Origin of the sequence: Amycolatopsis sp. NPDC049253 (assembly GCF_040678995.1) — a bacterium.
In the GTDB taxonomy this organism is placed as follows: Bacteria; Actinomycetota; Actinomycetes; order Mycobacteriales; family Pseudonocardiaceae; genus Amycolatopsis.
Map to the genome: position 1 here is coordinate 26,820 of NZ_JBFAQX010000015.1, position 22,107 is coordinate 48,926.

Below are 22,107 nucleotides of genomic sequence, written 5' to 3' on the forward strand. Positions count from 1 at the left end.
AGAGTCCAGCAGGGCGGGCCAGCGCTGAAGCGGCCGCGGCTACCAGCCTGACCGCCGCGCAGGCGTCGGCCGGCGCCGGAGCAACTGCGGCAGGGCCGACACGCGCGGCGCGGGCCCTCCCCCGCACCGAGGAGCCCCGAACGCCAGCCGGAGCGCCGCGAGTGACGGCACACGCGGGAGCAGCTGTGGCCCGCCGGCCGCGTGGCGCGAGCGCTGGCCGGCGCGGAAGAGTCCCGAATGCCGGCCGTGCCGCCGCGGGCGGTGGCCGGCGGCGAGGGGCGTGCGTTGCCGGGCTGACCAGCGCGGGTGGCGCGTGGGGTGGAGCCGGTGGTCATTAGACTTCGTGCGGATACTCGGCGGGAAAAGGACGTTCGATCATGGCGATGCGCGCTCTGCGCTACTTTGGGGACCCGGTGCTCAAGACGATCTGCGATCCCGTGACGACGTTCGACAAGAAGGTCGAGGCGCTGGTCACGGATCTGATGGACTCGGTGAAGCCGGACGGGCGCGCGGGGCTGGCGGCGCCGCAGATCGGGGTCGGGCTGAGGGTGTTCAGTTACGACGTGGGTGGCCTGACGGGTTACGTGATCAACCCCGAGATCGTCTCGTTGTCGGAGGAGACGCACGAGATCGACGAGGGCTGCCTGTCGGTGCCGGAGCTGTGGTTCCCGACCGTGCGGGCCAAGCACGCGGTGGTGCGGGGCGTCGACCTGCGCAATGAGCCGATCGAGGTCGAGGGGGTCGACGTGCTGGCGCAGTGCCTGCAGCACGAGACCGACCACCTGGACGGCATGCTCTACCTGGACCGGCTGACGCCCGAACGCAAGAAGCAGGCGCTCAAGCAGGCGCGGGGCAAGGACTGGTTCTGGAACCGCTGAGCACCGTCGGCGAAAGCATTCATGCCCGCGGAAAACGTTCTCCGTAAACAGCGATATCGGGATTTGCTCACACCCTGAATACCGTAAGCGGAATGTTCCAATCAACGGCGAGAAAGGGCCTCGTCGGAAGCCCGTCGGCCGCTCGGAAATTCCTTCGGGCGCCTGAGGTTCGGAAGCGAGCCTGGAGCACCGCCCGCGTCTGATCACGCGGAGAGGCGATCATCGGCACCGGCCCGGATCCCCCGCCGTCATCGGTGCTCGACTGCGCCAGCGCGGCGAGTGTCGAGCCCGAGCCCGGTGACGCCGTGGGGAACGGGACCGCGAAAGGTCCACTCGTACGGCCGAGCCCGCGCCGGCCTACGGGAGCTGGTCGTGCCCCGAAGCCGGCAACCGCCTGATCGCGGCGCCGCAAGATCGACAGGGACAACGCGCGCGCCGCTAATGCAAGGCGACGGTTAACTCACGGCAATATCACGATTTAACTCGGACAATCCACGAGTATGACTTGTTTCGTCCGGGCCCCGTTTCCCGATCGTTCACCCGGCACCGGTTCGAGATTAATTTACCGTCCCTAAGTTCCTGACGCACGTTTCACGACGAAAGCAAAGGGACCATGGACACACCTCTGGCAGTCCGGGCTCGGGGAATCACCAAAAGTTTCGGCGAGGTCGTCGCGCTCGACGAAATCGATCTCGACGTCGCGCAGGGGCAGATCCACGGAGTGGCCGGGCCGAACGGCGCGGGCAAAACCACGCTGCTGGGTCTGCTGCTGGGCCTCGCCGTCGCGGACGTGGGCCGCCTGGAGATCCTGGACTCGCCCGTCGGGCGGACCCTGGACGCTCCCGGCGGCGTCGCCGGGTTCGTCGACGGCCCCGGCCTCTACCCCTCGCTCACGGCGCGCAAGAACCTGGCCGCGCTGGCCGCACTGCGTGGCGGCGACACCCGCGCGGCCGACATCGACGACGCGCTCGCACAGGTCGGGCTGACCGACGTGGCCGACGACCGCGTGCGCGGCTTCTCCCTCGGCATGCGCCAACGGCTCGGCCTCGCCGCCGCCCTGCTCACCCGCCCGCGGCTGCTCGTGCTCGACGAGCCCGCCAACGGCCTCGACCCCGCCGGCAAGAAGCACGTGCACGGGGTCCTGAAACGGCTCGCGGCCGAAGGCGCCACCGTCGTGCTGTCCAGCCACCGCATGGACGACCTCGAAGCGCTGTGCTCGGAGGTCACGATCATCGCGACCGGCCGCGTCGTCTTCACCGGCCCGCTGGCCAAGCTCTCGTCGGAGAACCAGGAGCTCGACTACCGGCTCGTGACCTCCGATCGCGAGGCCGCGCGGAAGCTCGCGGCCGAGACCCCCGGCATCCGGCTCGGCGACGAGTCCGGAAAGGACAGTGGCGTCCTCGTGGTGCGCACGCTCGTGCCCGCCCTCGACGACCTCGTGGTGCGCCTCGTCCGCGACGGCGTGGCCATCCGCGAGCTCGCGCCCGTGGTGTCCCCGTTGGAAGCCGCGTTCCTCGCCCTGACCGAAACCGAGGCCGAGCCCGAATCCGGGGCCCGGCAGCAGGAGTCCGCCCGATGACCGCGACCCTCACCGAACCCGAGGCAGCCCCCGTCCGCCCCGCCTCCGTGGCCCGCGGCTACCGCTTCGAGCTCGTCAAGCTCGTCTCCCAGTGGCGGGTCCGCCTGCTGGTGCTCGCCTGCTGGATCGCCCCGGCCCTGTTCGTCGCCGCGGTGAGCCAGCAGAGCGACCTGCCGGTGGACACCGTCTTCGGCCGCTGGATGAACGCCACCGGCTGGGCCGGTTCGCTCGTGATGCTCGGCTTCGCCGGCAGCTACGCGCTCCCGCTGCTCACATCGGTGGTCGCCGGCGACGTCTTCGCCTCCGAGGACCGGCTCGGCACCTGGCGCCACCTGCTGGTGGCCGTCCGGTCGTACCGGCGGATCTTCGCGGCGAAGGTGCTGGCCAGCCTCACCGTGATCTTCGTGCTCGTGGCCGGGCTGGCCGTGTCCAGCGCGGTCGGCGGGGTCGTGGCGGTCGGCAGCCGCCAGCTCGTCGGCCTCGACGGGCACCTGCTCTCGCCCGGCGCCGCCGCCGGCCAGGTCCTGCTCGCGTGGGTGTGCGCCCTGGCGCCGACGCTCGCGCTGGCCGCGGTCGGGCTGCTCGGCTCCGTCGCGTTGGGACGGTCGCCGATGGGCCTGCTGCTGCCCGCCGTCGTCGCGCTCGCGATGGCGGTGGCCCAGCTGCTGCCGCTGCCCGTGGCCGTGCGCCTCGCGCTGCCGACCTACGCGTTCATCGCGTGGGAAGGCCTGTTCACGAGCCCCGCCCAGGCCGGGCCGCTCCTGGTCAGCATCCTCGTCTGTCTCGTGTGGACGGTCGTGGCGACCGCGCTGGCCTACTTCCTGTTCCTGCGCCGCGATTTCACCAACCTGAGCTACGACGGTTCGGCCCGCCGCACGATCACCGCCGGCGCGCTGCCGCTGGTCGGGCTGATCGTGGTCGCCTTCGCGGTGATCGCCGTGGCCACGCCCTCGCTCGGCTCCGGCGTGACGCAGGACAAGGTGCAGCAGTCGCTTTCGACCACGTTCGCGCACCTCTACCGCCTGCAGACCGACGAACTCCACCGCCCCGCCGTGACCGAAGCCCAGCTCGACGTCACGTCGGCGTGCCAGAAGGGCGGCGGCCTCGTCGCCCAGGAAGGGCCGGGCAACGACTGGCGGTGCGTCGTCTCGTGGCACCTCCCCGGCGTCGAAGCGACTGGTCAGGCCATCTACCAGCTCGACGTCACCTCGGACGGGCGGTTCGTCGCCGATGGCGACGGGCCGAAGGAAGTGAACGGTTACTTCCAGGTGCGGACCCCGATCGGGGACCAACCCAACCCGCTGTGGCAGTTCGACGCTGCCGTCGAACTGCTGTCCTCCACCCCGAAGGGATAACCCCATGCAGGTAACACGCCGCCGCAGGCGTGGTGGGAGAGCCGGTTCCGGCTCTCCTGGTGCCGGCAGAGCGCGGAAGATCCGCCTCGCCACCGCCGGCACCGCCACTCTCGCTCTGGTCGTGACGGGCTCCGGCATCGGCTCCGCGTCGACGCAGGAGTTCGGCAAGCAGCAGGTCGGCCAGAACACCAAGGACGGGATGGTCATCTCCAGCGACCAGTACCTGGACCCGATCGGCGACCGGCTGGTCGTGAACGACGGCAAGATCATGGCGTCGAAGATCAGCCCGGACGGCACGCACCTCGCCGCCCTGACCACCGACGGCGACGCCGCGCTGACGATCGTGGACCTGAAGACCTACAAGGTCCAGCAGCTGATCGGCACCTCGGCGAACGTGAACCTCAAGATCGCCGGCAACGACGTCGGGCAGGAAGGCCCGTCGTACTCCCCCGACGGCAAGTTCCTGTGGCTCGCCCAGACCGACGGCTACACCAAGTTCACGGTGAACGCCGACGGCACGCTCGCCAACCCCGTCTCGATCAAGATCCCCGCCGACGGACCCAAGCACGCCCTGGTCGCCCAGGCGGTGTTCTCGCCCGACGGCGCCGTCGCGTACGCCGCGGTGAACGGGCAGAACCGCGTGGTCGCCATCAACGCGGCGACCGGCGCCGTCCAGCAGAGCTGGAACACCGGCATCGCGCCGCGCGACCTCGTGCTCGTGGGCAAGAAGCTCTACGTCAGCAACGAGGGCGGCCGCCTGCCGCGCCCCGGTGAGACGACGATCAACTCCTACAACACCCAGGTGCCGGCCGACCCCGTCACCGGTGCCACCACCACCGGCACGGTCAGCGTCATCGACACGGGCAAGCCGGCCGCCGCGGTGAAGAGCATCGACGTCGGGCTGCACCCGACCGCGGTGTACGCGAGCAAGGGCACGGTGTTCGTCGCGAACACGTCCAGCAACAACGTGTCCGTGATCGACTCGGGCAAGGACAAGGTCATCCAGACCATCGCGACCCAGCCGTGGCCCGAGGCCACTGTCGGGTACGAGCCCGACGGCATCACGCTCACCCCGGACGGGCACCTGCTGGTGACGCTCGGCCGCGCCAACGCGATCGCCGTCTACCGCTACTCCAGCCCGAAGGAGCCGGCCAGCTACATCGGCCTGCTGCCGACGGACTACTTCCCGACGGCGATCGCCACCGTGGGCAAGGACATCGTCGTGTCCAACACCCGCGGCATCGACGCCCAGCGCCCGACCACGGCCGCCGGGCACGGCACGCACGACACGACCTCCAGCGTGCAGCGCTTCCAGCTGCCCGACGACCGGACGATCAAGTCGTACACGCCGAAGGTGTTCAAGCAGAACGGCTGGACGGACAACTCCGTCCTGGTGTCGAACGGCAAGAACAAGAAGCCCGTGCCGGTGCCGGCTCGCCTCGGCGACCCGTCCCCGATCAAGCACGTGTTCCTGCTGGTCAAGGAGAACCGGACCTACGACCAGCTCTTCGGGGACATGTCGCAGGGCAACGGCGACGCGGCGCTCGCGCAGTTCGGCGAGAACGTGACGCCGAACCAGCACGCGCTGGCGCAGCAGTTCGGGTTGTACGACAACACGTACGACATCGGCACGAACTCCGCCGAGGGCCACAACTGGCTCATGCAGGCCGACGACCCGGAGTACACCGAGTCCTCGGCCGGCGAGTACCTGCGCAGCTACGACACCGAGGACGACTCCCTGGGCCACCAGGCCTCCGGGACCCTGTGGTCCGGTGCGGAGGCCGCGGGCAACACCGTCCGCGACTTCGGCGAGTTCCAGCAGTTCCTGACCAAGCCGGCGGGCGCGTCCTGGCAGAACCTGTACTGCGACTCGAAGAACATGGCCGCGACGGGTGAGCCCAGCGCCTACCCGCTCGTGTCGTCGTCGCCGATCCCGTCGCTCAACGACGTGTCGGTGCACGGCTTCCCGAAGTTCGACACCAGCGTCCCGGACGTGTACCGGGAGCAGATCTGGCAGCAGGACTTCGAGAAGAACGGTCCGGCGAACCTCAACATGTTCTGGCTGTCGAGCGACCACACCGGTGGTCCCGCGAACGCCGCCGCCCAGGTCGCGGACAACGACCTCGCCGTGGGCAAGATCGTCGACACGATCTCGCACAGCCAGTACTGGAAGGACTCCGCGATCTTCGTGGTCGAGGACGACTCCCAGGCCGGACTGGACCACGTCGACGGGCACCGGGCGCCGGTCCAGATCATCAGCCCGTACGCCCAGCACGGCGCGGTGGACAGCCGGTACTACTCGCAGATCACGATGATCCGCACGATCGAGCAGATCCTCGGGATCTCCCCGATGAACCAGAAGGACAGCGCGGCCACGCCGATGACCGGTGCCTTCACGGCCAAGCCGGACTTCACGCCGTTCAACGCGGTGGCGAACCGCACGTCGCTCACGGGCGGCCTCGCGACGCAGCCGTCGTGCGGTCCGGACGTGGTGGCTCCGCAGTTCGCGTCCGTCCAGCCCGACACCGCGGTGCCGGCGGACAAGCAGCAGGTCGCTTCGCAGTGGTCGGCTTGGCAGAAGAACCAGCGCCTGACCGGTCCGAACGCGACGGCGGACTACGCGAACCCCGCGCAGATGAACCACTTCACGTGGTACCAGACGCACGGGTTCAAGACCCCGTACCCCGGTGAGAGCAAGGTGTTCTCGCCGGACCAGGTGCCGGGCGCGTACATCCCGTCGGCCGAGTCGGACGGCTGAGTTCCTGATCGAGCTGTGACACGGGCCCCTGGCCGGCTTCCCGCCGGCCGGGGGTTTCGTGCGTTCGGGACAGGAATCCCTGGCGATTCGGGCAGCCGTGCCCCGGTGCGGGCCCGGCGCTGGTAACGATGGGGGGATGACCGATCCCGTCGTCACCACCCCGTACGGCCGGGTGCGGGGCAGCGTGCGCGAAGGCGTCACGCGGTTCCTCGGCATCCCTTACGCCGCCGCGCCGTCCGGCGAGGCGCGGTTCCGGGCACCGCGCCCGCCCGAGGCGTGGGACGGCGTGCGCGACGCGCTCGAGTTCGGGCCGACCGCGCCTTCGGTGCCGCTCCCGGGTTCGTTCCTGGCGGAGCCGGTGGTCGAGGGGCCGGGCTGCCTCAACCTCAACGTGTGGACGCCCGACCCGCACGCGGCGGGGCTGCCGGTGCTGGTGTGGCTGCACGGCGGCTCGAACGTCACCGGTTCGTCGGCGATGCCGATCTACGACGGCGCGGCCTTCGCGCGGCGCGGGGTCGTGTTCGTGTCGGTCAACTACCGGCTCGGCGCGGAAGGGTTCGCGCTGCTGCCGGACGCGGTCGCGAACCGCGCGCTGCTCGACCAGGTCGCGGCGCTCGAGTGGGTGCGCTCCGGGATCGCGGCGTTCGGCGGAGATCCGGACGCGGTGACGTTGTTCGGCACGTCGGCGGGCGCGGGCGCGACGCTGGCGCACGTGGCGATGGACCGCGGCCTGTTCCGGCGGGCGATCGTGCAGAGCGCCAACGCACGAGCCGCGCTGTCCGCGTCCGACGCGCTGCTGGTCACCGGGGAGATCGCACGCGCGGCCGGCGTGGAGCCCACGGCGGCGGGGTTCGCGCGCGTCGCGCCGGAGAAGCTCGCCGCGCTGTCGACGGCGGCCGTCACGGACCTCACGGCCGACCTCGACCCCGCGCGCTGGGGTGCGACGACCGTGACCGCCGCGCAACCGTTCCTGCCGGTGGTGGACGGGGAGGTGCTGGCCGAACCGCCGTTCGACGTGGTCGTGCGCGGCGGCGGGGTGGATCTCTTGATCGGCACCAACGCCGACGAGCTGCTGGCGCTGGCCGGCGCGTCGCTGCCCGACGGCGTCTCGCATTCCGACGTGCGGGATTTGCTGGGGCGCCTGGGTCTCGCGGTGGAAGCGGCTCCTGAAGGGACCACGCCGGTCGAGCTCTACGCCGACGTGCTGACCGACGCCCTGTTCCGCCGTCCGGTCGTGGAGATCGCCCGGGCGCGGTCGGCTTTCGTGTACGAGTTCGCGTGGCCCTCGCCGTTGCCCGGGGTGGGTGCGGCGCACGGGCTGGAGCTGGGGTTCGTGTTCGGCAACCTGGGGCTGTCGGCGCTCGAGGGGCCGGAGCCGCCGCGTGAGCTGGCGGATCGGGTGCAGGCGGCGTGGGTCGCGTTCGCGGCGACCGGCGACCCGGGGTGGCCGCGTCACGGCGAAAACGGTGGGGTGTTCGTGTTCCGGGCCTGACGGGTGCTGAAAAACCATGCGTTCGCGCGGGTGTGGATCGCGGTTACTGTCGGGTGCATGTCCGGCGCCGTGCTTCTCGCCGTCGACGAGAACGCGGATGCACTGCGTGACGTCGAACGGGAACTGCGCGAGCGCTACGCGCGCCACTACCGCGTCGTGAGCCTTTCTTCGGCGCAGGAAGCGTTGGCGCTGCTCGAAGAACTCGCCGTGGATGGGGAAGACGTCGCGCTCGTGCTGGCCGGTCAATGGCTTTCCGGCACGACCGGTGGCGAATTGCTGGCCCAGGCGCGCCGGCTGCACCCGCACGCGAAACGCGGGCTGCTGATCGCCTGGGGCGAGTGGGGCAACCGCGCGACGGGCGAGGCGATCTTCGACTCGATCGCGCGCGGGCACATCGACCACTACGTGCTCAGGCCGCTGGCCGCGCCGGACGAGGTCTTCCACCACGCGATCTCGAACCTGCTGCTCGAATGGACCGAGCTGCGGCGCACCTCGCCCTACACGATCCACGTGGTCGGCGACTCCTGGTCCGGCCGGGCGTACCGGCTGCGGGAGGTCCTCGGGCGGTGCGCGATCCCGCACTCGTTCTCCCTGGCCGACTCGAGCGAAGGACGCGCCCGCATCGCCGAGGCCGGGCCGGGCGAGCTCCCGATCGTCGTCTTCCCCGACGGCACGGTCCTGCGCAACCCCACCGACGCCGACATCGCCGTGGCCTCGGGCGCGCCGGTCAACCCGGACCGCATGGAGTTCGACCTGGTGATCGTCGGAGCCGGCCCGTCCGGGTTGTCGGCGGCCATGTACGGCGCGTCGGAAGGGTTCGGCACGCTGGTCGTCGACGAGGGCGGGCTCGGGGGCCAGGCGACGTCCAGCTCGCTGATCCGCAACTACCTCGGCTTCCCCCGGGGCGTCAGCGGCCGCCGGCTGGCGCAGCAGGCGTACGACCAGTCGTGGGTGTTCGGGGCGAAGTTCGTGTTCATGCAGCGGGCCGCCGAGCTGCGGCGCGACGACGAGCTGTCGATCACGCTGTCCAACGGCACGCGGGTGCGGTCCCGCGCGGTGCTGCTCGCGCTGGGCGCCACCTACCACCGGCTGGGCGTGCCGGCCCTCGAAGCGTTGAACGGGGCCGGCGTCTACTACGGCGGGCCGGCTTCCGAGGCGCCCGGTGTCGCCGACCGTGAGGTCTACGTCGTCGGCGGCGGGAACTCGGCCGGCCAGGCCGCGTTGTACCTGGCGCGGTACGCCAAGCAGGTCACGCTCCTGGTCCGCGGCCGGTCGCTCGATGCGGGCATGTCGCACTACCTGGCCCGGGAGATCGAGGCCACCCCACGGCTGCGGGTGCGGGTCGCCACCGAGATCGTCGGAGGCGGGGGCAACGGGTGGCTGGAGCACCTCGTGCTTCGCGACCGGCCGACCGAACGCGAAGAGACCGTGGCCGCCGACGGGCTGTTCGTCATGATCGGAGCGCACCCGCACACCGGCTGGCTGCCCCCGGAGGTCGAGCGCGACGACCGCGGTTTCATCATGACGGGGTCCGATCTCCGCGCCTGGCCGCTCTCGCGCGACCCGTTGCCCCTGGAGACGAGCCTGCCCGGCGTGTTCGCGGCGGGCGACGTCCGGCACGGTTCGGTGAAGCGGGTGGCGTCGGCGGTGGGTGAGGGTTCGGTCGCGATCCAGCTGCTGCACCGGATGTTCGCGGCCGAGGCGCTGCGGCCGCGGGGGCGTCCGCAGGAACCGGCGGAGACCGTCGGGCGGTGAGGGCTCTTTCAGGGCTGTCCGCGCTGCGTTCGGAGGGAGAACTCGTTGCCCTCGGGATCCCGCTTGGGGGACAACGGTTCAGCACCGGCGTCTGCAGCCAGTTCGAAGCGTAGGCGGTTCCTGCCTTGCTTGGCGTCGGTGGAACGCAGGAACTCGATCGTCGGGCCACGGCCGGACAGGCTGCGCAGGCCGACGATCTGCGGACCCTGATCGGCTGTGATCGGCCAGCCGATGAGCTCCGACCAGAACCCGGCCAGCCGCGCGGGCTCGTCCGTGTCCACGACCAGCGCGGCGAGCGCGCCCGACCCGGCGTACTCCGGGCGCGGTTCGAGGACGCAGAACTCGTTGCCCTGGGGGTCGGCGAGCACCACCCAGGGGACGTCGCTCTGGCCCAGGTCCAGGTACCGTGCGCCCAACGACAGGGCGCGCTCCACCACCTCGCGCTGGTGCTCCGGCGTGCGGCTCGCGAGATCGAGGTGCAGACGGTTCTTGTGCCGCTTGGGTTCCGTCTCGGCGACGAAGACGAGGTCGAACTCGCACCCGTCTTCGGCGGGTGGCCGCACGATCGGCGCGGCGAGGCCCTGCGACCCCAGACCGGCGGCACCCTCGGCGGCCGGCTCGGTGAGGTACCAGCCGAGCAGCGCGGCCCAGAAGCGGGCCAGCTCCTGGGGCCGCGCGGCGTCGATGGTGAGGGCGGACGGCGGCGTCGTCATGGGCCGAAGGTAGCGGGGGCCACCGACAGGAACCGGGGAAGCTTCCCCACTTTCCGGTTCAGCGGGTGGCCAGCCGCAGCAAGGCCCAGAGCTGGGCGGCCAGGTCGTGGCCGCCGGAGGAGACGACGGCGGTCGGGGCGGCGCGGCCCCACAGCCAGAGGTAGACGTTGGCCGGGTCGCCGCTGACGCGTTCGTCGGCGGACTCGGCCTCCTCGGGTGAGCAGCGCCACGCGTCCATGGTTTCGGGGCCGGCGCGGGCGATCCAGCTGTGGCCGCCGGTCCGGATGCCGACGGTGCCGTGGCGGGTGCCGGTGAGGCCGAGCAGGGCGAGCTTGTGGCCGAAGTACAGGGTGAGGGCCTCGTCGACGCCGTCGGTGGCGAGGTCGGCGGGCACGGCCGGGTGGTCGACGCCGGCGGCTCGCTCGGCGTCGACGCGGTGGACGAGCGTCTCGTGGAGCGTGCGGCGGCGCCAGAAGCCGTAGGTGGAATCGGCGGACCACCAGGTGGCCGCGTGGTCGGCCGGGTCGTGGGCGGCCAGTTCGGCGATCAGCGCGTCGCGGCCCGAGACGTAGTACTCCGCGACCGTTTCGTCCTGGCGCGGGATGCGCTGCCACTGCGTGGGCTTGCGGCCCTCACGCAGCCAGCCGAGGGTGGCGCGGTGGACGCTGCCGACGTGGCGCAGCAGCTCTCCCAACGTCCAGCCGGGGGCCGTGGGCACCGGCGCCTCCGCCGACGCCGCGTGCGCCACCTCCCCCAGCACTCGCGCCTCGATCTCCAGCGCTTCGAGCAACCGGCCGTGGTCGACCGGACCGAGCTCACGCGACATGGGCTTCGCCGGAAATGGGCAGGCCGTGGACGAGCCGGCGGACCAGCTCGAGGAACAGACCGGTGGCGCGCAGCAGGCCCGCGGCCGACTCGGCCGTGACCTTTCCGGTGATACCGGCTTCGGCGGCCGCGCGCGTGGCCGAGTTGGCCGCGAAGAAGGCAGACCACTCCTGCAGCTCCGGCGCCACGGCGTCGAGCAGCACCCAGCCGCTGACCGGACGGCCGCGGCCCCGGCGCGGCCGCCCGCGCACGGCGAGCACCGCCGCCGCGCCGCGCAGGGCCGAGAGGTAGGCGCCGATGAACCGCTCGGCGGGATCACGTTCGTTTTCGGCATCGGCCAGACCGCGCTTGGCCTGGGCGAGCAGGGTGGCCGCCGCCGGGGGTGCCGGCGGGCGCAGCGACAGGGGCAGCTGGGGCTGCCCGGGGTCAGGGGACACGACCGAGACGGACATGACGACCCTCCTCCCGCTCGGGCGAGTCCGGCAGGTGCCCGGCTGCGGGGCGCTTCCCCCGCCCCTCGCCGGGCACCTGCCGGTGAACACTCACCGGATGTCGAACGTCTGTTCGAACGATTTCCAGAGTAACCCCCGGTGCCGCGTTCTCTCAACCCCGCCGGTGGAATCCGGGGACGTGGTGCGGGACACGGTGCCGTCGGCGTGGTCTCATAACCGCATGAGCTCCCTCGACCATCCCGCCGTCGCCAAGGTCACAGCCGCTCTGAGCGAAGCAGGCCAGCAGGCCGCCGCCGAGGGTGTGCGCGTGTTGCCGGCCGAGGTCCGCACCGCGGCCCAGGCCGCCGAAGCGCTCGGGGTGGAGGTCGGCGCGATCGCCAACAGCCTCGTGTTCCGCGCCCGCACGGCCGGCGGCGAGGAGACGGCCCTGCTCGCCCTCACCTCCGGCGCGCACCGCGCCGACCCGGCCCGCCTGGCCGCGCTCGCCGGCCTCGCCGAGGTGGGCAAGGCCGACGCGGACTTCGTGCGCGAGCACACCGGCCAGCCCATCGGCGGCGTCGCCCCCGTCGGGCACCCCCGGCGGCTGGTGACGCTCGTGGACACGGCCCTGCGCGCGTACGACGAGGTGTGGGCCGCGGCCGGGCACCCGAAGTCGGTTTTCCCGACGACGTTCGACGGGCTCGTCGAGCTGACCGGGGGCACCCCGGGCGCGCTCGCGGCGGGAGTGGAGGATGGACAGCCGTGACCGCCATGTCCTCCGGGTGTTCCCGATACGTGCAGTTGTCCGCGGACGAGTTCCGCACACGCCTGCCCGAAGCGCTGGCCATCTACGTGAAGGCCATGCAGTACCCCGAAGGCACGGCCGAGCAGCGTGCGCCGATGTGGCTCACCCACGCGTTGCGCGAGGGCTGGCGCTGCATGGCCGCCCTCGACGCCGACGACGTGCTGCTCGGCCTCGCCTACGGGTACAAGGGCCGCGCCGGGCAGTGGTGGCACGAGCAGGTGCGCCACGGCCTCACCCGCCGCTCCGGCCCCGAGGAGGCCGAGCGGTGGATGAGCGACTACTTCGAGCTCACCGAGATCCACGTGCGCCCCGAGAACCAGGGCAAGCAGATCGGCGAGGACCTGCTGCGCCGGCTGCTCGACGGGGTCCCGAACGCCCACGTGCTGCTGTCCACCCCCGAAGGCACCAGCCGGGCGTGGAAGCTCTACCGGCGCACCGGGTTCGTCGACGTGCTGCGCGACTACCAGTTCACGGGCGACCCGCGGCCGTTCGCGATCCTCGGCCGTCCGCTGCCGCTCGACCCGAAGTAGGTTCCGGGCGCCAGTAGCCGACGGCCAGCGCCGCGGTCAGGAGAGCCGCGCCGCCCCAGGCCTGCGGGCTCAGGTGCTCGTGAAGGAAGGCGACGGACAGGATCGTCGCCGTGAGCGGTTCGAGCAGCGCCGAGAGCGCACCGAGCACGGGGTGGGCCGTGGTGAGGCCCTTGAAGTACGCGGCGTACGCGAGCGCCGTCGGCACGACGCCGAAGTAGACGGCGACGAGCAGCACGCCGGGCCGGGCGGGCAGCGCCATGCCCAGGGTGAGGGCGGCCGGGGTGAGCAGGAGGCCGCCGGTGAGGCAGCCGTACGCGGTGGTGGCCAGGGGGTCGCCGACCGGGCGGGTGGTGAGGATCGCGAACCCGGCGGCCGCGGCGAGGGCCAGCACGACGGCGGTCGGGGACGTTTCGGCGTGCGGCGCCCAGGACAGCAGAACCAGGCCGATCAGCGAGCCGACGACCGACAGCAGGGTCCAGGACCGCGGCGCCCGGCGCTTCCGGATCGCCGTGGCGACGGTGAGCATCACGGGCGCGGCGCCGATGGTGGTCATGGTCGCCGTGGCGACGGACCCGAGCGCGACGGCGGCGAAGTAGGTCGTCTGGAAGAACGCGAACAACGCGCCGACGACGAGCACGCGCTTGATCTCGGCGCGCGCTCGCGGAATCCCCTTGCCGGACACCGCGATCGCCGCCGCACCTCCCAGCAGCAACCGATACGCGGCGACGGCCAGCGGGTGCAACCCGGCCAGCTGCCCGAGCAACGACCCGGCCAACCCCCCGGTCCCCCACAACACCCCGGCGACAACCAGCGCGACCGCCCCGCGGGCGCGCTCGGACAGGACAACAGACATGGACAACGCTCCAGCGTCGAAGGATTTCGGACATCGACGACGCGGGGCGGCTTTTCGCTTTCGTGCAGCACTGATCAGCCGCGGGGTCCTCAGGCGGACTCACACGCGGCGGACACCACCCCGCTCAGAGCGCGGGGGGTGGGGTGACGAGGAAGATCCGGTGCACGGGCGGGAGTTTAGGGGGTGGGGCGGTGGTGGGGCCATGGGTTTTGGCGTGGAGGAAGGGCGCGGGGGTTCCCTATGAGGGAACGGGCAACGCGCCCCTGCGGCGGCCGGCAAGCCTGGCCGAGCACGCCGTGCACGGCGCGGTGCTCGTGCCGGGGACGGCGCTGCTGGAGCTGGTCGTCCGCGCCGGCGACGAGGTCGGCTGCGCGGTCGTCGAGGAGCTCACGCTCGCGCGCCGCATGGGCCGCTTCAGGACGCAGGCCACCGGATGCCGAACCATGGATCCTGCACGCAGCAAGAGCTCACGCAGGTCAGCCACCCCTGGCCCGAATCAACTTCGATGACCAGAGCCTGAGGGGGGGCGTCCCATGTCCATTCTCCCGGCCCCACCGACAGAACCCGGCGTCGAGCCGAGCCGGGGCCGGGTTGTCCACAACTCGGGGGAGCTGTGGAGAACTCCGAGATCCGGGGCGGTGCAGGCAAATCCGGCTCCACACGACGAGCCGAAGCATCGAGACAACCAGGCAAAGCAACGACGGGACCGTTCGTTTCGCTTCAGCAGATCCGCAGGCCAACAGCCGCCCGAACACGGCAAAAGCCCTCCACGGCACCAAAATCCGGGGAGGGCTTCACCAAGCCAAAGCCAGAGCCAAGTCGAACAAAAGCCGGGCAAAGGCGCAACACCAGTCAGAACCGACGTCGGACCAACTCAGCCCAACAGAGCCAACTGCTCCCTCAACGTATCCAGCCCCATCCCGCCCATCTCCAACGCCCGGGTGTGGAACTGCTTGATGTCAAAAGCATCCCCCAGCCGCCGGCGGGCGTCGTCGCGGGCGGCGAGCCAGAGGCGTTCGCCGAGTTTGTAGGCGGGGGCCTGGCCGGGCCAGCCGAGGTAGCGGTCGATCTCGTCGCGGACGTGGGCCTGGTCGGTGATGGTGCGGGTGAGCATGAACTCCAGGCCGAGGTCCGGGGTCCAGCGCGAGCCCTCGTGGAAGCCCGTGCCGCGCGGAATCTCCAGTTCCAGGTGCATGCCGAGGTCGACGACCACGCGGGCGGCGCGGAACAGCTGCTCCGAGAGCATCCCCAGCAGGTTGCCGTCGTCCGACAGGTAGCCGAGTTCCTGCATGAGGCGCTCGGAATACAGCGCCCAGCCTTCGCCGTGGGCTGAAATGAAGGTCATGAGCCGCTGGTACTTGTTGAGCGACGCGGCCTGGTTGACGGCCGTCGCGATCTGCAGGTGGTGGCCCGGCACGCCCTCGTGGTACACAGTGGACACTTCGCGCCACGTGGTGAACTCGTCCTTGTCCGCCGGCAGCGACCACCACATCCGCCCGGGGCGGGTGAAGTCCTCGCTCGGCCCGGTGTAGTACGCGCCGACGCCGCCGCCCGGCGGGGCGATGCGGCACTCCAGCGCCATGAGCCGGTCGGGGATGTCGAAGTGCTTGCCGCGCAAGGACTTCAGGGCCTCGTCGGACAGCGACTGCATCCAGGCCTCGAACTGCGGACGACCCTGCACGCGGTAGCGCGGGTCGGCGTCGAGCACCTCGGCGGCTTCCGCGACGGAAGCGCCCGGGCGGATCCGGTCGGCGACCGCGCGCATCTCGGTGTCGATGCGGGCGAACTCGTGCCAGCCCCACTCGTACGCCTCGCGCAGGTCCAGCTCCGCGCCGATGAAGTAGCGCGACCACAGCCGGTAGACGTCCTCGCCCACGGCGTCCTTGGCCGGGGCCTTCGGGGCGAGCTCGGCGCGCAGGAAACCGGCGAACTCCGCGAACGCCTCGTCCGCCGCGCGAGCGCCCGCCTGCAGGTCGTTCGCCAGCGACGAACCCACCTCGCCCGCGCTGCCCACGAGGCCGCTGAAGAAGCTCGGTCCCTCACCGAGGCCGGCGTAGGTGTCGCACTGCTCGGCGACCTTGCCCACCTGCCGCAGCGCCGACACGCGCCCCGCGTCGGCCGCGGCCAGCAGCGACGCGCGCACCCCCGCGAGCGCGTCGGGCACCTTCTTCAGGCGGGCCGCGATGTCGGCCCACTGCTCGGGCGTGTCCATCGGCATCAGGTCGAACACCATGCGCAGGTCCTGCACCGGGCTCGCGATCACGTTCAACGCGGCGACGTCGAGGCCGGCGTCGTGGATCTCCAGGTCCAGGCCCACGCGCTCGGTGAACACCGCCTTCGCGACCCGCTCCCCCGCGTCGGCGGGCTCGGCGGCGGTGACGTCCGCGAGCGCCTTCGCCGCGAGGGCGGCCCGGGCCGCGTGGCCGGCGGGCGAGTAGTCGGTGAGCTGGTCGTCGTACCCCGCGACGCCGAGCATGGTGGCCGCGACCGGGTCCACGGCCGCGTAGTCGTCGACGTACCGGTCGGAAATCCCGTGCACGCTGTGTTCGGTGGAAGCCATGGGCCGAACCGTACCGGCCTGGGCCCCGCCGGGGGTACGGACTTACGCGCGCGCCGGCACGAGCCCGAGGCGCGTCACCACCTCGCGCGTGGCCTTGGACCGGTTGAACGTGTAGAAGTGCAGATCCGGCACGCCTTCGGCGAGCAGTTTCTCACCCAATTCGGTGACAGCGTCGATCCCGGCCGCGCGGAACGCCTTCGGGTCGTCCGAAAGTGGTTCCAGCCGGTCGAGCAGCCGCTGCGACGCGGGCGCGCCGGACAGCTTGATCGTGGTGTGCAGGGTGCGCAGCGTGGTCAGCGGCATGATGCCGGGCAGCACCAGCGCGTCGCAGCCCGCGGCGGCCACGCGGTCGCGCAGCCGCAGGAAGTCCTCGGCCTCGAAGAACAGCTGCGCGATGGCGAAATCGGCCCCGGCGCGGAACTTCCGCACGAGGTACTTGGTGTCCGACTCCAGGTCCGGCGAACGCGGGTGGCCGTAGGGGAACGCCGACACCCCGACGCAGAAGTCGCCCAGCGAGCGGATGAGCTCCACCAGCTCCTCGGCGTACGTCAGGCCTTCGGGGTGCGGCACCCAGTCGCCGTAGACCTCGCCGGCCGGGTCGCCGCGCAGCGCGAGGATGTTGCGCACGCCGACGGCCGCGTACCAGCCGATCACGTTGCGCAGCTCCGACACCGAGTGGTCGACCGCGGTCAGGTGCGCCATCGGGCAGAGCGTGGTCTCGGTGGCGACACGGGCGATGCTGCGGATCGTGCCGTCGCGGCTCGAACCGCCCGCGCCGTAGGTGATCGACATGTACGCCGGGTCGAACGGCTCGAGCTCCCGGATGGAGCGCCAGAGCACGGCCTCGTCGGCCTCGTCGCGGGGCGGGAAGAACTCGACGGAGAACCGGGGCCCGTCCCCCTGCAACCGCTCGATCACGGACGTCATGAAGGAACATGTTAGTGGGCGAAACCGGGCGCTGGGAGCCCCGGCGCGTGGCCTTGGCCACGGGTACCGTCGGACTCGCACCCTCCGGCGAGGAGCCACCCATGAGCCGCGAAGACGACACCGCCTGGGACGAAGACGTGCGAGTGGCCGTGTACCGGGCCTTCGCCACCCACGGACGCGCGCCGACGGCGCCGGAGCTGGCCGACGCGGCGCACGGCTCGCTGGCGGTGGCCAAACAGGCGCTGCACCGCCTCGCCGACGCTCGGCACCTGGTCCTCGACGAGTGCGAGCACGTGGTGCTGGCCCACCCGTTCGCGGCGATCCCGTTGGGGTTCTCCGTGATGGGCGAGCGCACGCTGTGGTGGGGCGGCTGCGCGTGGGACTCGTTCGCGATCCCGCACCTGGTGCCCGCCGAGCCCGAAGTGCTCGTCGCGACGCGCTGCCCGTGCTGCACCGAGCCCACGGCCCTGGTCGTGAGCCGGGAAGCACCGCCGGAAGGACCGCAGGTCGCCCATTTCCCCGTGCCGACGGCCCGGATGTGGGACGACGTGCGCCACACGTGTTCCGTGCAGCGCCTGTTCTGCGGCGAGTCCTGTGTGGACGAATGGACCGAGCGCACGGGGATGGCGAAGGGCACCGTGCTCGACCTCCCGGCCCTGTGGCGCCTGGCCGAGGGCTGGTACGCCGGGCGGCTGGAGCACGGCTACCGGCGCCGGGAACCGGCCGAAGCCGCCGCGTACTTCACCGCCGCCGGGCTGCCCGGCGAGTTCTGGACCGGGCGGTCCTGAGGCCGGTCGGGCAGGCCGAAGCCCGCGCGGCGGTTCGCATCCGATGACCCAGGCCCGCCCGGAAGACGGCCTGGGCTCGGCCCATCCGGTCGTGGGCCAGGCCGGCTGAGCCGGCAAGCAGCCCGCCAGGCCGGCCAGGGCAACCACCTGCCGAGCGGTGGCGGGCTCTGCCAGGCTGGCCGAAGTCCGCGCGGCGGTTCGCGTCCGCTGAGCCGGCACCGGCCCGGGAGACGACCGGGGCTCGGCTGCGAGCACCGGCCGCGGCGCGAACCCACGACCGGCCGGGCACACCCGGCAGCAGACGTCTCGTGCGCCACATCGGGGGCACCCGGCGCGACCGGCCGGGCCCGCGCCCCGGATGATGGCGGTATGGACGCGCCCGGTTTCGACGACGATCTGCCTGCCCACGTCGAGCGTGCGCTGACCGCGTTCCTCTGCCGCGCGGGCGACGAGATCGTGCGCACGGAGCCGACTGTCGCGGCGGGCATCGATGTGCTGTCGGGCTTCGTGCTGTGCGGCGGCAAGCGCATCCGGCCGACGTTCGCGTGGTGGGGCTGGCGCGGAGCCGGCGGGGCGGCCTCCGGGGAAGCCGCCGAGGGTGCGCTGCAGGTCGTGGCGAGCCTCGAGCTGATCCAGGCGTGCGCGCTGATCCACGACGACCTCATCGACTCCTCCGACTCGCGCCGCGGCAACCCGACCGTGCACGTCGCGTCGGCCAAGGTGCACGCCGACCACGGCTGGCTGGGTTCGCCCGCGACCTTCGGGCTGGCCACGGCGGTGCTCGTCGGCGACCTCGCGCTCGCGTGGGCCGACGACATGTTCGCCGAGGCCCCGCTGCCCGCCCAGACGCTGGCGAAGGCCCGCCCGGCCTGGCGCGCCATGCGCACGGAGGTGCTCGCCGGGCAGTACCTCGACGTCCGCACCCAGGCCGTCGGCGACGCGTCGCCCGAGGCCGCGCTGCGCATCGACCGGCTGAAGACCGCCGCGTACACCGTGCAGCGCCCGCTGCACCTGGGCGCCGCGCTCGCCGGGGCCGACGACCGGCTCGTGGACACACTGCTCGAGTTCGGCGGCGACGTCGGCGTGGCGTTCCAGCTGCGCGACGACCTGCTCGGCGTGTTCGGCGACCCGTCGGTGACCGGCAAGCCCGCGGGCGACGACCTGCGCGAGGGCAAGCGCACCCTGCTCGTGGCCCTGGGCCTGCAGCTGGCCGACGAACGCGGCGACCGCACCGCCGCCAAGGTGATCGCCGACGCCATCGGCAAGGCCGATCTGTCCGACACGGCCGTGGACGCCGTGCGCGAAGCCCTGACCGGCGTCGGTGCCGTCGACGCCGTGGAGCACCGCATCGACGACCTCACCGCCTCGGCGATGGCCGCCCTCGAGCGCGCCCACCTGGCCGAGCCGGCTCCGGCCGCGCTGGCCGACCTCGTCGGCAAGGCGACGCGGCGGACCTCGTGACCAAGACCGTCTCCGGGCCCACCGACCACGTGGTGGTGGTCGGGGCGGGACTGGCCGGCCTGTCGGCGACGCTGCACCTGCTCGGCGCGGGCCGCCGCGTGACGCTGCTGGAACAGGACAAGGTGCCGGGCGGGCGCGCCGGGCAGCAGGACTTCGGCGCCAACGCCGTGGACACCGGCGCCAGCGTGCTGACCATGCCGGAGCTGGTGGACGAGGCCCTGCACGCCGTCGGCGAATCGCTGGCGGACATGCTGCCGCTCACCCGGCTCGACCCCGCCTACCAGGCCCGCTTCGCCGACGGCAGCACGCTCGCGCTGCGCACCGACGGCGACGCGATGGAGGCCGAGATCCGCGCGTTCGCCGGTCCCGCCGAGGCCGCCGGTTACCGCGCGCTGCGGCGCTGGCTGACCGAGCTGTACGCGGCGCAGAAGGACCACTTCATCGGCGCCAACTTCGATTCGCCGCTCGACCTGGTGCGCCCGGAGCTGGTGAAGCTCGCCGCGCTGGGCGGGTTCGGCCGGCTCGGCCCGAAAGTCGCGCGGTTCCTGCGCGACGAACGCGTGCGGCGGCTGTTCTCCTTCCAGGCGTTGTACGCGGGGCTGGACCCGGCGCGGGCGCTCGGCGCGTACGGCGTGATCGCGTACATGGACACCGTCGGCGGCGTCTACTACCCGCGCGGCGGCATGGGCGCGGTCGCACGCGCGATGGCCGCGGCCGCCGCGAAAGCCGGCGCCGACCTGCGTTTCGGCACCGAGGCCGCGTGGCTGGAGCGGGTGTCGTCGCGGGTGCGGGCCGTGCGCACCCGCTCGGGCGAGCGGCTCGAGTGCGACGCGGTGGTGCTCGCCACCGAGCTCGGCACCGCGTACCGGCTGCTGGGCGCCCGGCCCGGCCGCGTGCTTCCGTTGCGCTACTCGCCTTCGGCCGTGGTCCTGCATGGGCGCGCGAAGCGGTCGTGGCCGCAGCTTGGGCACCACACGATCTTCTTCGGCCACGCCTGGGACCGGACGTTCGCCGAGATCGTGCGCGAAGGCAGGCTGATGAGCGATCCGTCGCTGCTCGTCACGCGCCCGACCGCGACGGAACCGGGGCTGGCGGGCGACGGCGGCGAGATCGTGTCGGTGCTCGCGCCCGCGCCGAACCTGCGCCGCGGCCGCGTCGACTGGCCGCGCGTCGGCCCCGCCTACCGCGCGGAACTGCTGCGCACACTGGAATCCCGCGGGCTCACGGGGTTCGCCGACGAGTTCACCGTCGACGAGGTCGTGACGCCCGCCGACTGGGCCGCGCGCGGGCTGTCCGCGGGCACGCCGTTCTCGCTGGCCCACACGTTCACCCAGACCGGCCCGTTCCGGCCCGCCAACCTCGTGCGGGCCGCGGGCAACGTGGTGCTCGCAGGGTGCGGCACGACCCCCGGCGTCGGCATCCCGCCGGTGCTCATCTCCGGACGTCTCGCCGCGGAAAGGATCACCGGCCGGTGACAGAACTGGACGCCGCCGGCATCTCGGACCCCGCCCTGCGTGCCGCGTACACCGAATGCCGCCGCATCAACGCCCACCACGGCCGCACGTTCTTCCTCGCCACCCGGCTCCTGCCGGCACGGGCCCGGCCGGCCGCGCACGCGCTGTACGGCTTCGCGCGCATGGCCGACGAGCTCGTGGACAACCCCGAACCCGGCACCGATCCCAAGGCCGCGCTGGACAACGTGGCCGGAATGGTCGACGAGGTCTACGAAGGCGGCGCGCCCGCCGATCCCGTGCTGGCCGCGCTCGCCGACACCGTGCGCCGCTACGGCATCCGGCGCGAGCTCGTGGACGCGTTCCTGCACTCGATGCGGATGGACCTCACCGTCACCGAGTACGCCACGTACGCGGATCTGGCGGAGTACGTCCACGGTTCGGCGTGCGTGATCGGGCTGCAGATGCTGCCGGTGTTCGGCACCGTCGTTCCCTTGGCGGAAGCCGAACCCAGCGCCGCGGCGCTCGGGGAAGCGTTCCAGCTGACGAACTTCCTCCGTGACATCGGCGAGGACCTCGACCGCGGCCGGCTTTACCTGCCCGGTGAAGAACTTTCAGCCTTCGGTGTGAACCGTGAGCTGTTGGTGGAGGCACGCCGGCGCGGGCTGCCGGACCCGCGCGTGCGGCGCGCGCTCGCCGTCGCGGTGTCGCGCGCCCGCGCGGTGTACCGGCGGGCCGAAGCGGGAATTCCCTTGCTGCGTCCCGAATCCCGGCCCTGTGTGCGCACGGCGATCACGCTGTACGAAGGCATCCTCGACGAGATCGAGGCGCTGGACTACGACGTGCTCAACCGGCGCGCGGTCGTCGGCAAGGGCCGCCGCCTGGCCGTGGCTCTGCCGCAGCTGCTGAGTGTGTGGGCCCGCGGCCACGTGCGTAGGCTCTGAGG

General features: G+C 72.1%; 19 protein-coding genes. 13 read left to right on the forward strand and 6 right to left on the reverse strand.

Features of this window, described 5'->3' with window-relative positions; genetic code table 11:
• Positions 1 to 377: 377 nt before the first annotated feature.
• The 6 genes from def to AB0K15_RS29120 all read left to right on the forward strand — a co-directional run bounded on the left by def (position 378) and on the right by AB0K15_RS29120 (position 9,817).
• Positions 378 to 878 (forward strand): peptide deformylase, encoded by a 501-nt coding sequence (gene def / locus AB0K15_RS29095; protein WP_360606019.1) that lies wholly within the window; start codon positions 378 to 380, stop codon positions 876 to 878.
• Positions 879 to 1,491: 613 nt separating this feature from the next.
• On the forward strand, positions 1,492 to 2,457 hold the full coding sequence (locus tag AB0K15_RS29100) for an ABC transporter ATP-binding protein (RefSeq protein WP_364057208.1): 966 nt from the start codon (positions 1,492 to 1,494) through the stop codon (positions 2,455 to 2,457).
• On the forward strand, positions 2,454 to 3,812 hold the full coding sequence (locus AB0K15_RS29105; protein WP_364057211.1) for an ABC transporter permease: 1,359 nt from the start codon (positions 2,454 to 2,456) through the stop codon (positions 3,810 to 3,812). The genes AB0K15_RS29100 and AB0K15_RS29105 overlap by 4 nt, the downstream gene beginning before the upstream one ends.
• A 4-nt stretch (positions 3,813 to 3,816) precedes the next feature.
• Positions 3,817 to 6,570: an alkaline phosphatase family protein gene (locus AB0K15_RS29110; RefSeq protein WP_364057214.1), complete on the forward strand. Its 2,754-nt coding sequence runs from the start codon at positions 3,817 to 3,819 to the stop codon at positions 6,568 to 6,570.
• Positions 6,571 to 6,706: 136 nt separating this feature from the next.
• On the forward strand, positions 6,707 to 8,062 hold the full coding sequence (locus AB0K15_RS29115) for a carboxylesterase family protein (RefSeq protein ID WP_364057217.1): 1,356 nt from the start codon (positions 6,707 to 6,709) through the stop codon (positions 8,060 to 8,062).
• A 57-nt stretch (positions 8,063 to 8,119) separates the two neighbouring features.
• Positions 8,120 to 9,817 carry an FAD-dependent oxidoreductase gene (locus tag AB0K15_RS29120; protein WP_364057220.1) on the forward strand — a complete coding sequence of 566 codons (1,698 nt, stop codon included), beginning with the start codon at positions 8,120 to 8,122 and terminating at the stop codon, positions 9,815 to 9,817.
• 8 nt (positions 9,818 to 9,825) lie between these two features.
• On the opposite strand, the gene AB0K15_RS29125 is transcribed toward AB0K15_RS29120, so the two are convergent.
• Genes AB0K15_RS29125 through AB0K15_RS29135 form a run of 3 tightly spaced genes read right to left on the reverse strand, consistent with a single transcriptional unit; the run spans position 9,826 to position 11,807 of the window.
• Entirely contained in the window at positions 9,826 to 10,530 is a 705-nt protein-coding gene (locus AB0K15_RS29125) for a VOC family protein (protein ID WP_364057223.1), read from the reverse strand.
• 58 nt (positions 10,531 to 10,588) lie between these two features.
• A complete protein-coding gene (locus AB0K15_RS29130; RefSeq protein ID WP_364057226.1) occupies positions 10,589 to 11,356 on the reverse strand; it encodes a maleylpyruvate isomerase family mycothiol-dependent enzyme in 768 nt (255 codons plus the stop codon).
• Entirely contained in the window at positions 11,346 to 11,807 is a 462-nt protein-coding gene (locus tag AB0K15_RS29135; protein ID WP_364057229.1) for an SAV_6107 family HEPN domain-containing protein, read from the reverse strand. The genes AB0K15_RS29130 and AB0K15_RS29135 overlap by 11 nt, the downstream gene beginning before the upstream one ends.
• A 220-nt stretch (positions 11,808 to 12,027) precedes the next feature.
• On the opposite strand from AB0K15_RS29135, the gene AB0K15_RS29140 reads away from it, so the two are divergent.
• Together AB0K15_RS29140 and AB0K15_RS29145 are read left to right on the forward strand one after the other, a co-directional pair.
• Positions 12,028 to 12,552, forward strand: a complete 525-nt coding sequence (locus tag AB0K15_RS29140; RefSeq protein WP_220238061.1) for a YbaK/EbsC family protein — start codon at positions 12,028 to 12,030, stop codon at positions 12,550 to 12,552.
• A complete protein-coding gene (locus AB0K15_RS29145; RefSeq protein WP_364057232.1) occupies positions 12,549 to 13,121 on the forward strand; it encodes a GNAT family N-acetyltransferase in 573 nt (190 codons plus the stop codon). The genes AB0K15_RS29140 and AB0K15_RS29145 overlap by 4 nt, the downstream gene beginning before the upstream one ends.
• Here AB0K15_RS29145 and AB0K15_RS29150 read toward each other — a convergent pair.
• Positions 13,060 to 13,974: an EamA family transporter gene (locus tag AB0K15_RS29150; RefSeq protein WP_364057235.1), complete on the reverse strand. Its 915-nt coding sequence runs from the start codon at positions 13,972 to 13,974 to the stop codon at positions 13,060 to 13,062. The two genes, AB0K15_RS29145 and AB0K15_RS29150, sit on opposite strands and share 62 nt — an antisense overlap.
• A gap of 209 nt (positions 13,975 to 14,183) precedes the next feature.
• On the opposite strand from AB0K15_RS29150, the gene AB0K15_RS29155 reads away from it, so the two are divergent.
• A complete protein-coding gene (locus AB0K15_RS29155) occupies positions 14,184 to 14,483 on the forward strand; it encodes a hypothetical protein (RefSeq protein ID WP_364057238.1) in 300 nt (99 codons plus the stop codon).
• 365 nt (positions 14,484 to 14,848) lie between these two features.
• Here AB0K15_RS29155 and AB0K15_RS29160 read toward each other — a convergent pair whose 3' ends face one another.
• Entirely contained in the window at positions 14,849 to 16,534 is a 1,686-nt protein-coding gene (locus AB0K15_RS29160) for a DUF885 domain-containing protein (RefSeq protein ID WP_364057241.1), read from the reverse strand.
• Positions 16,535 to 16,576: 42 nt separating this feature from the next.
• Complete coding sequence (locus AB0K15_RS29165; RefSeq protein ID WP_364057244.1) at positions 16,577 to 17,461, reverse strand: methylenetetrahydrofolate reductase; 885 nt, start codon at positions 17,459 to 17,461, stop codon at positions 16,577 to 16,579.
• A 101-nt stretch (positions 17,462 to 17,562) separates the two neighbouring features.
• On the opposite strand from AB0K15_RS29165, the gene merB reads away from it, so the two are divergent.
• The 4 genes from merB (at position 17,563) to AB0K15_RS29185 (ending at position 22,105) form a co-directional block, all read left to right on the forward strand.
• Positions 17,563 to 18,249, forward strand: coding sequence for an organomercurial lyase (gene merB / locus AB0K15_RS29170; protein WP_364057247.1), 687 nt, complete (start codon positions 17,563 to 17,565; stop codon positions 18,247 to 18,249).
• Between the two features lie 369 nt (positions 18,250 to 18,618).
• Positions 18,619 to 19,710 (forward strand): polyprenyl synthetase family protein, encoded by a 1,092-nt coding sequence (locus tag AB0K15_RS29175; protein ID WP_364057250.1) that lies wholly within the window; start codon positions 18,619 to 18,621, stop codon positions 19,708 to 19,710.
• On the forward strand, positions 19,707 to 21,185 hold the full coding sequence (gene crtI, locus AB0K15_RS29180; protein WP_364057258.1) for a phytoene desaturase family protein: 1,479 nt from the start codon (positions 19,707 to 19,709) through the stop codon (positions 21,183 to 21,185). Before AB0K15_RS29175 ends, crtI begins: the two co-directional genes overlap by 4 nt.
• The gene (locus AB0K15_RS29185; protein WP_364057261.1) at positions 21,182 to 22,105 is read left to right on the forward strand and encodes a phytoene/squalene synthase family protein; all 924 of its coding nucleotides are present in this window, start codon (positions 21,182 to 21,184) and stop codon (positions 22,103 to 22,105) included. Before crtI ends, AB0K15_RS29185 begins: the two co-directional genes overlap by 4 nt.
• Positions 22,106 to 22,107 lie beyond the last annotated feature (2 nt).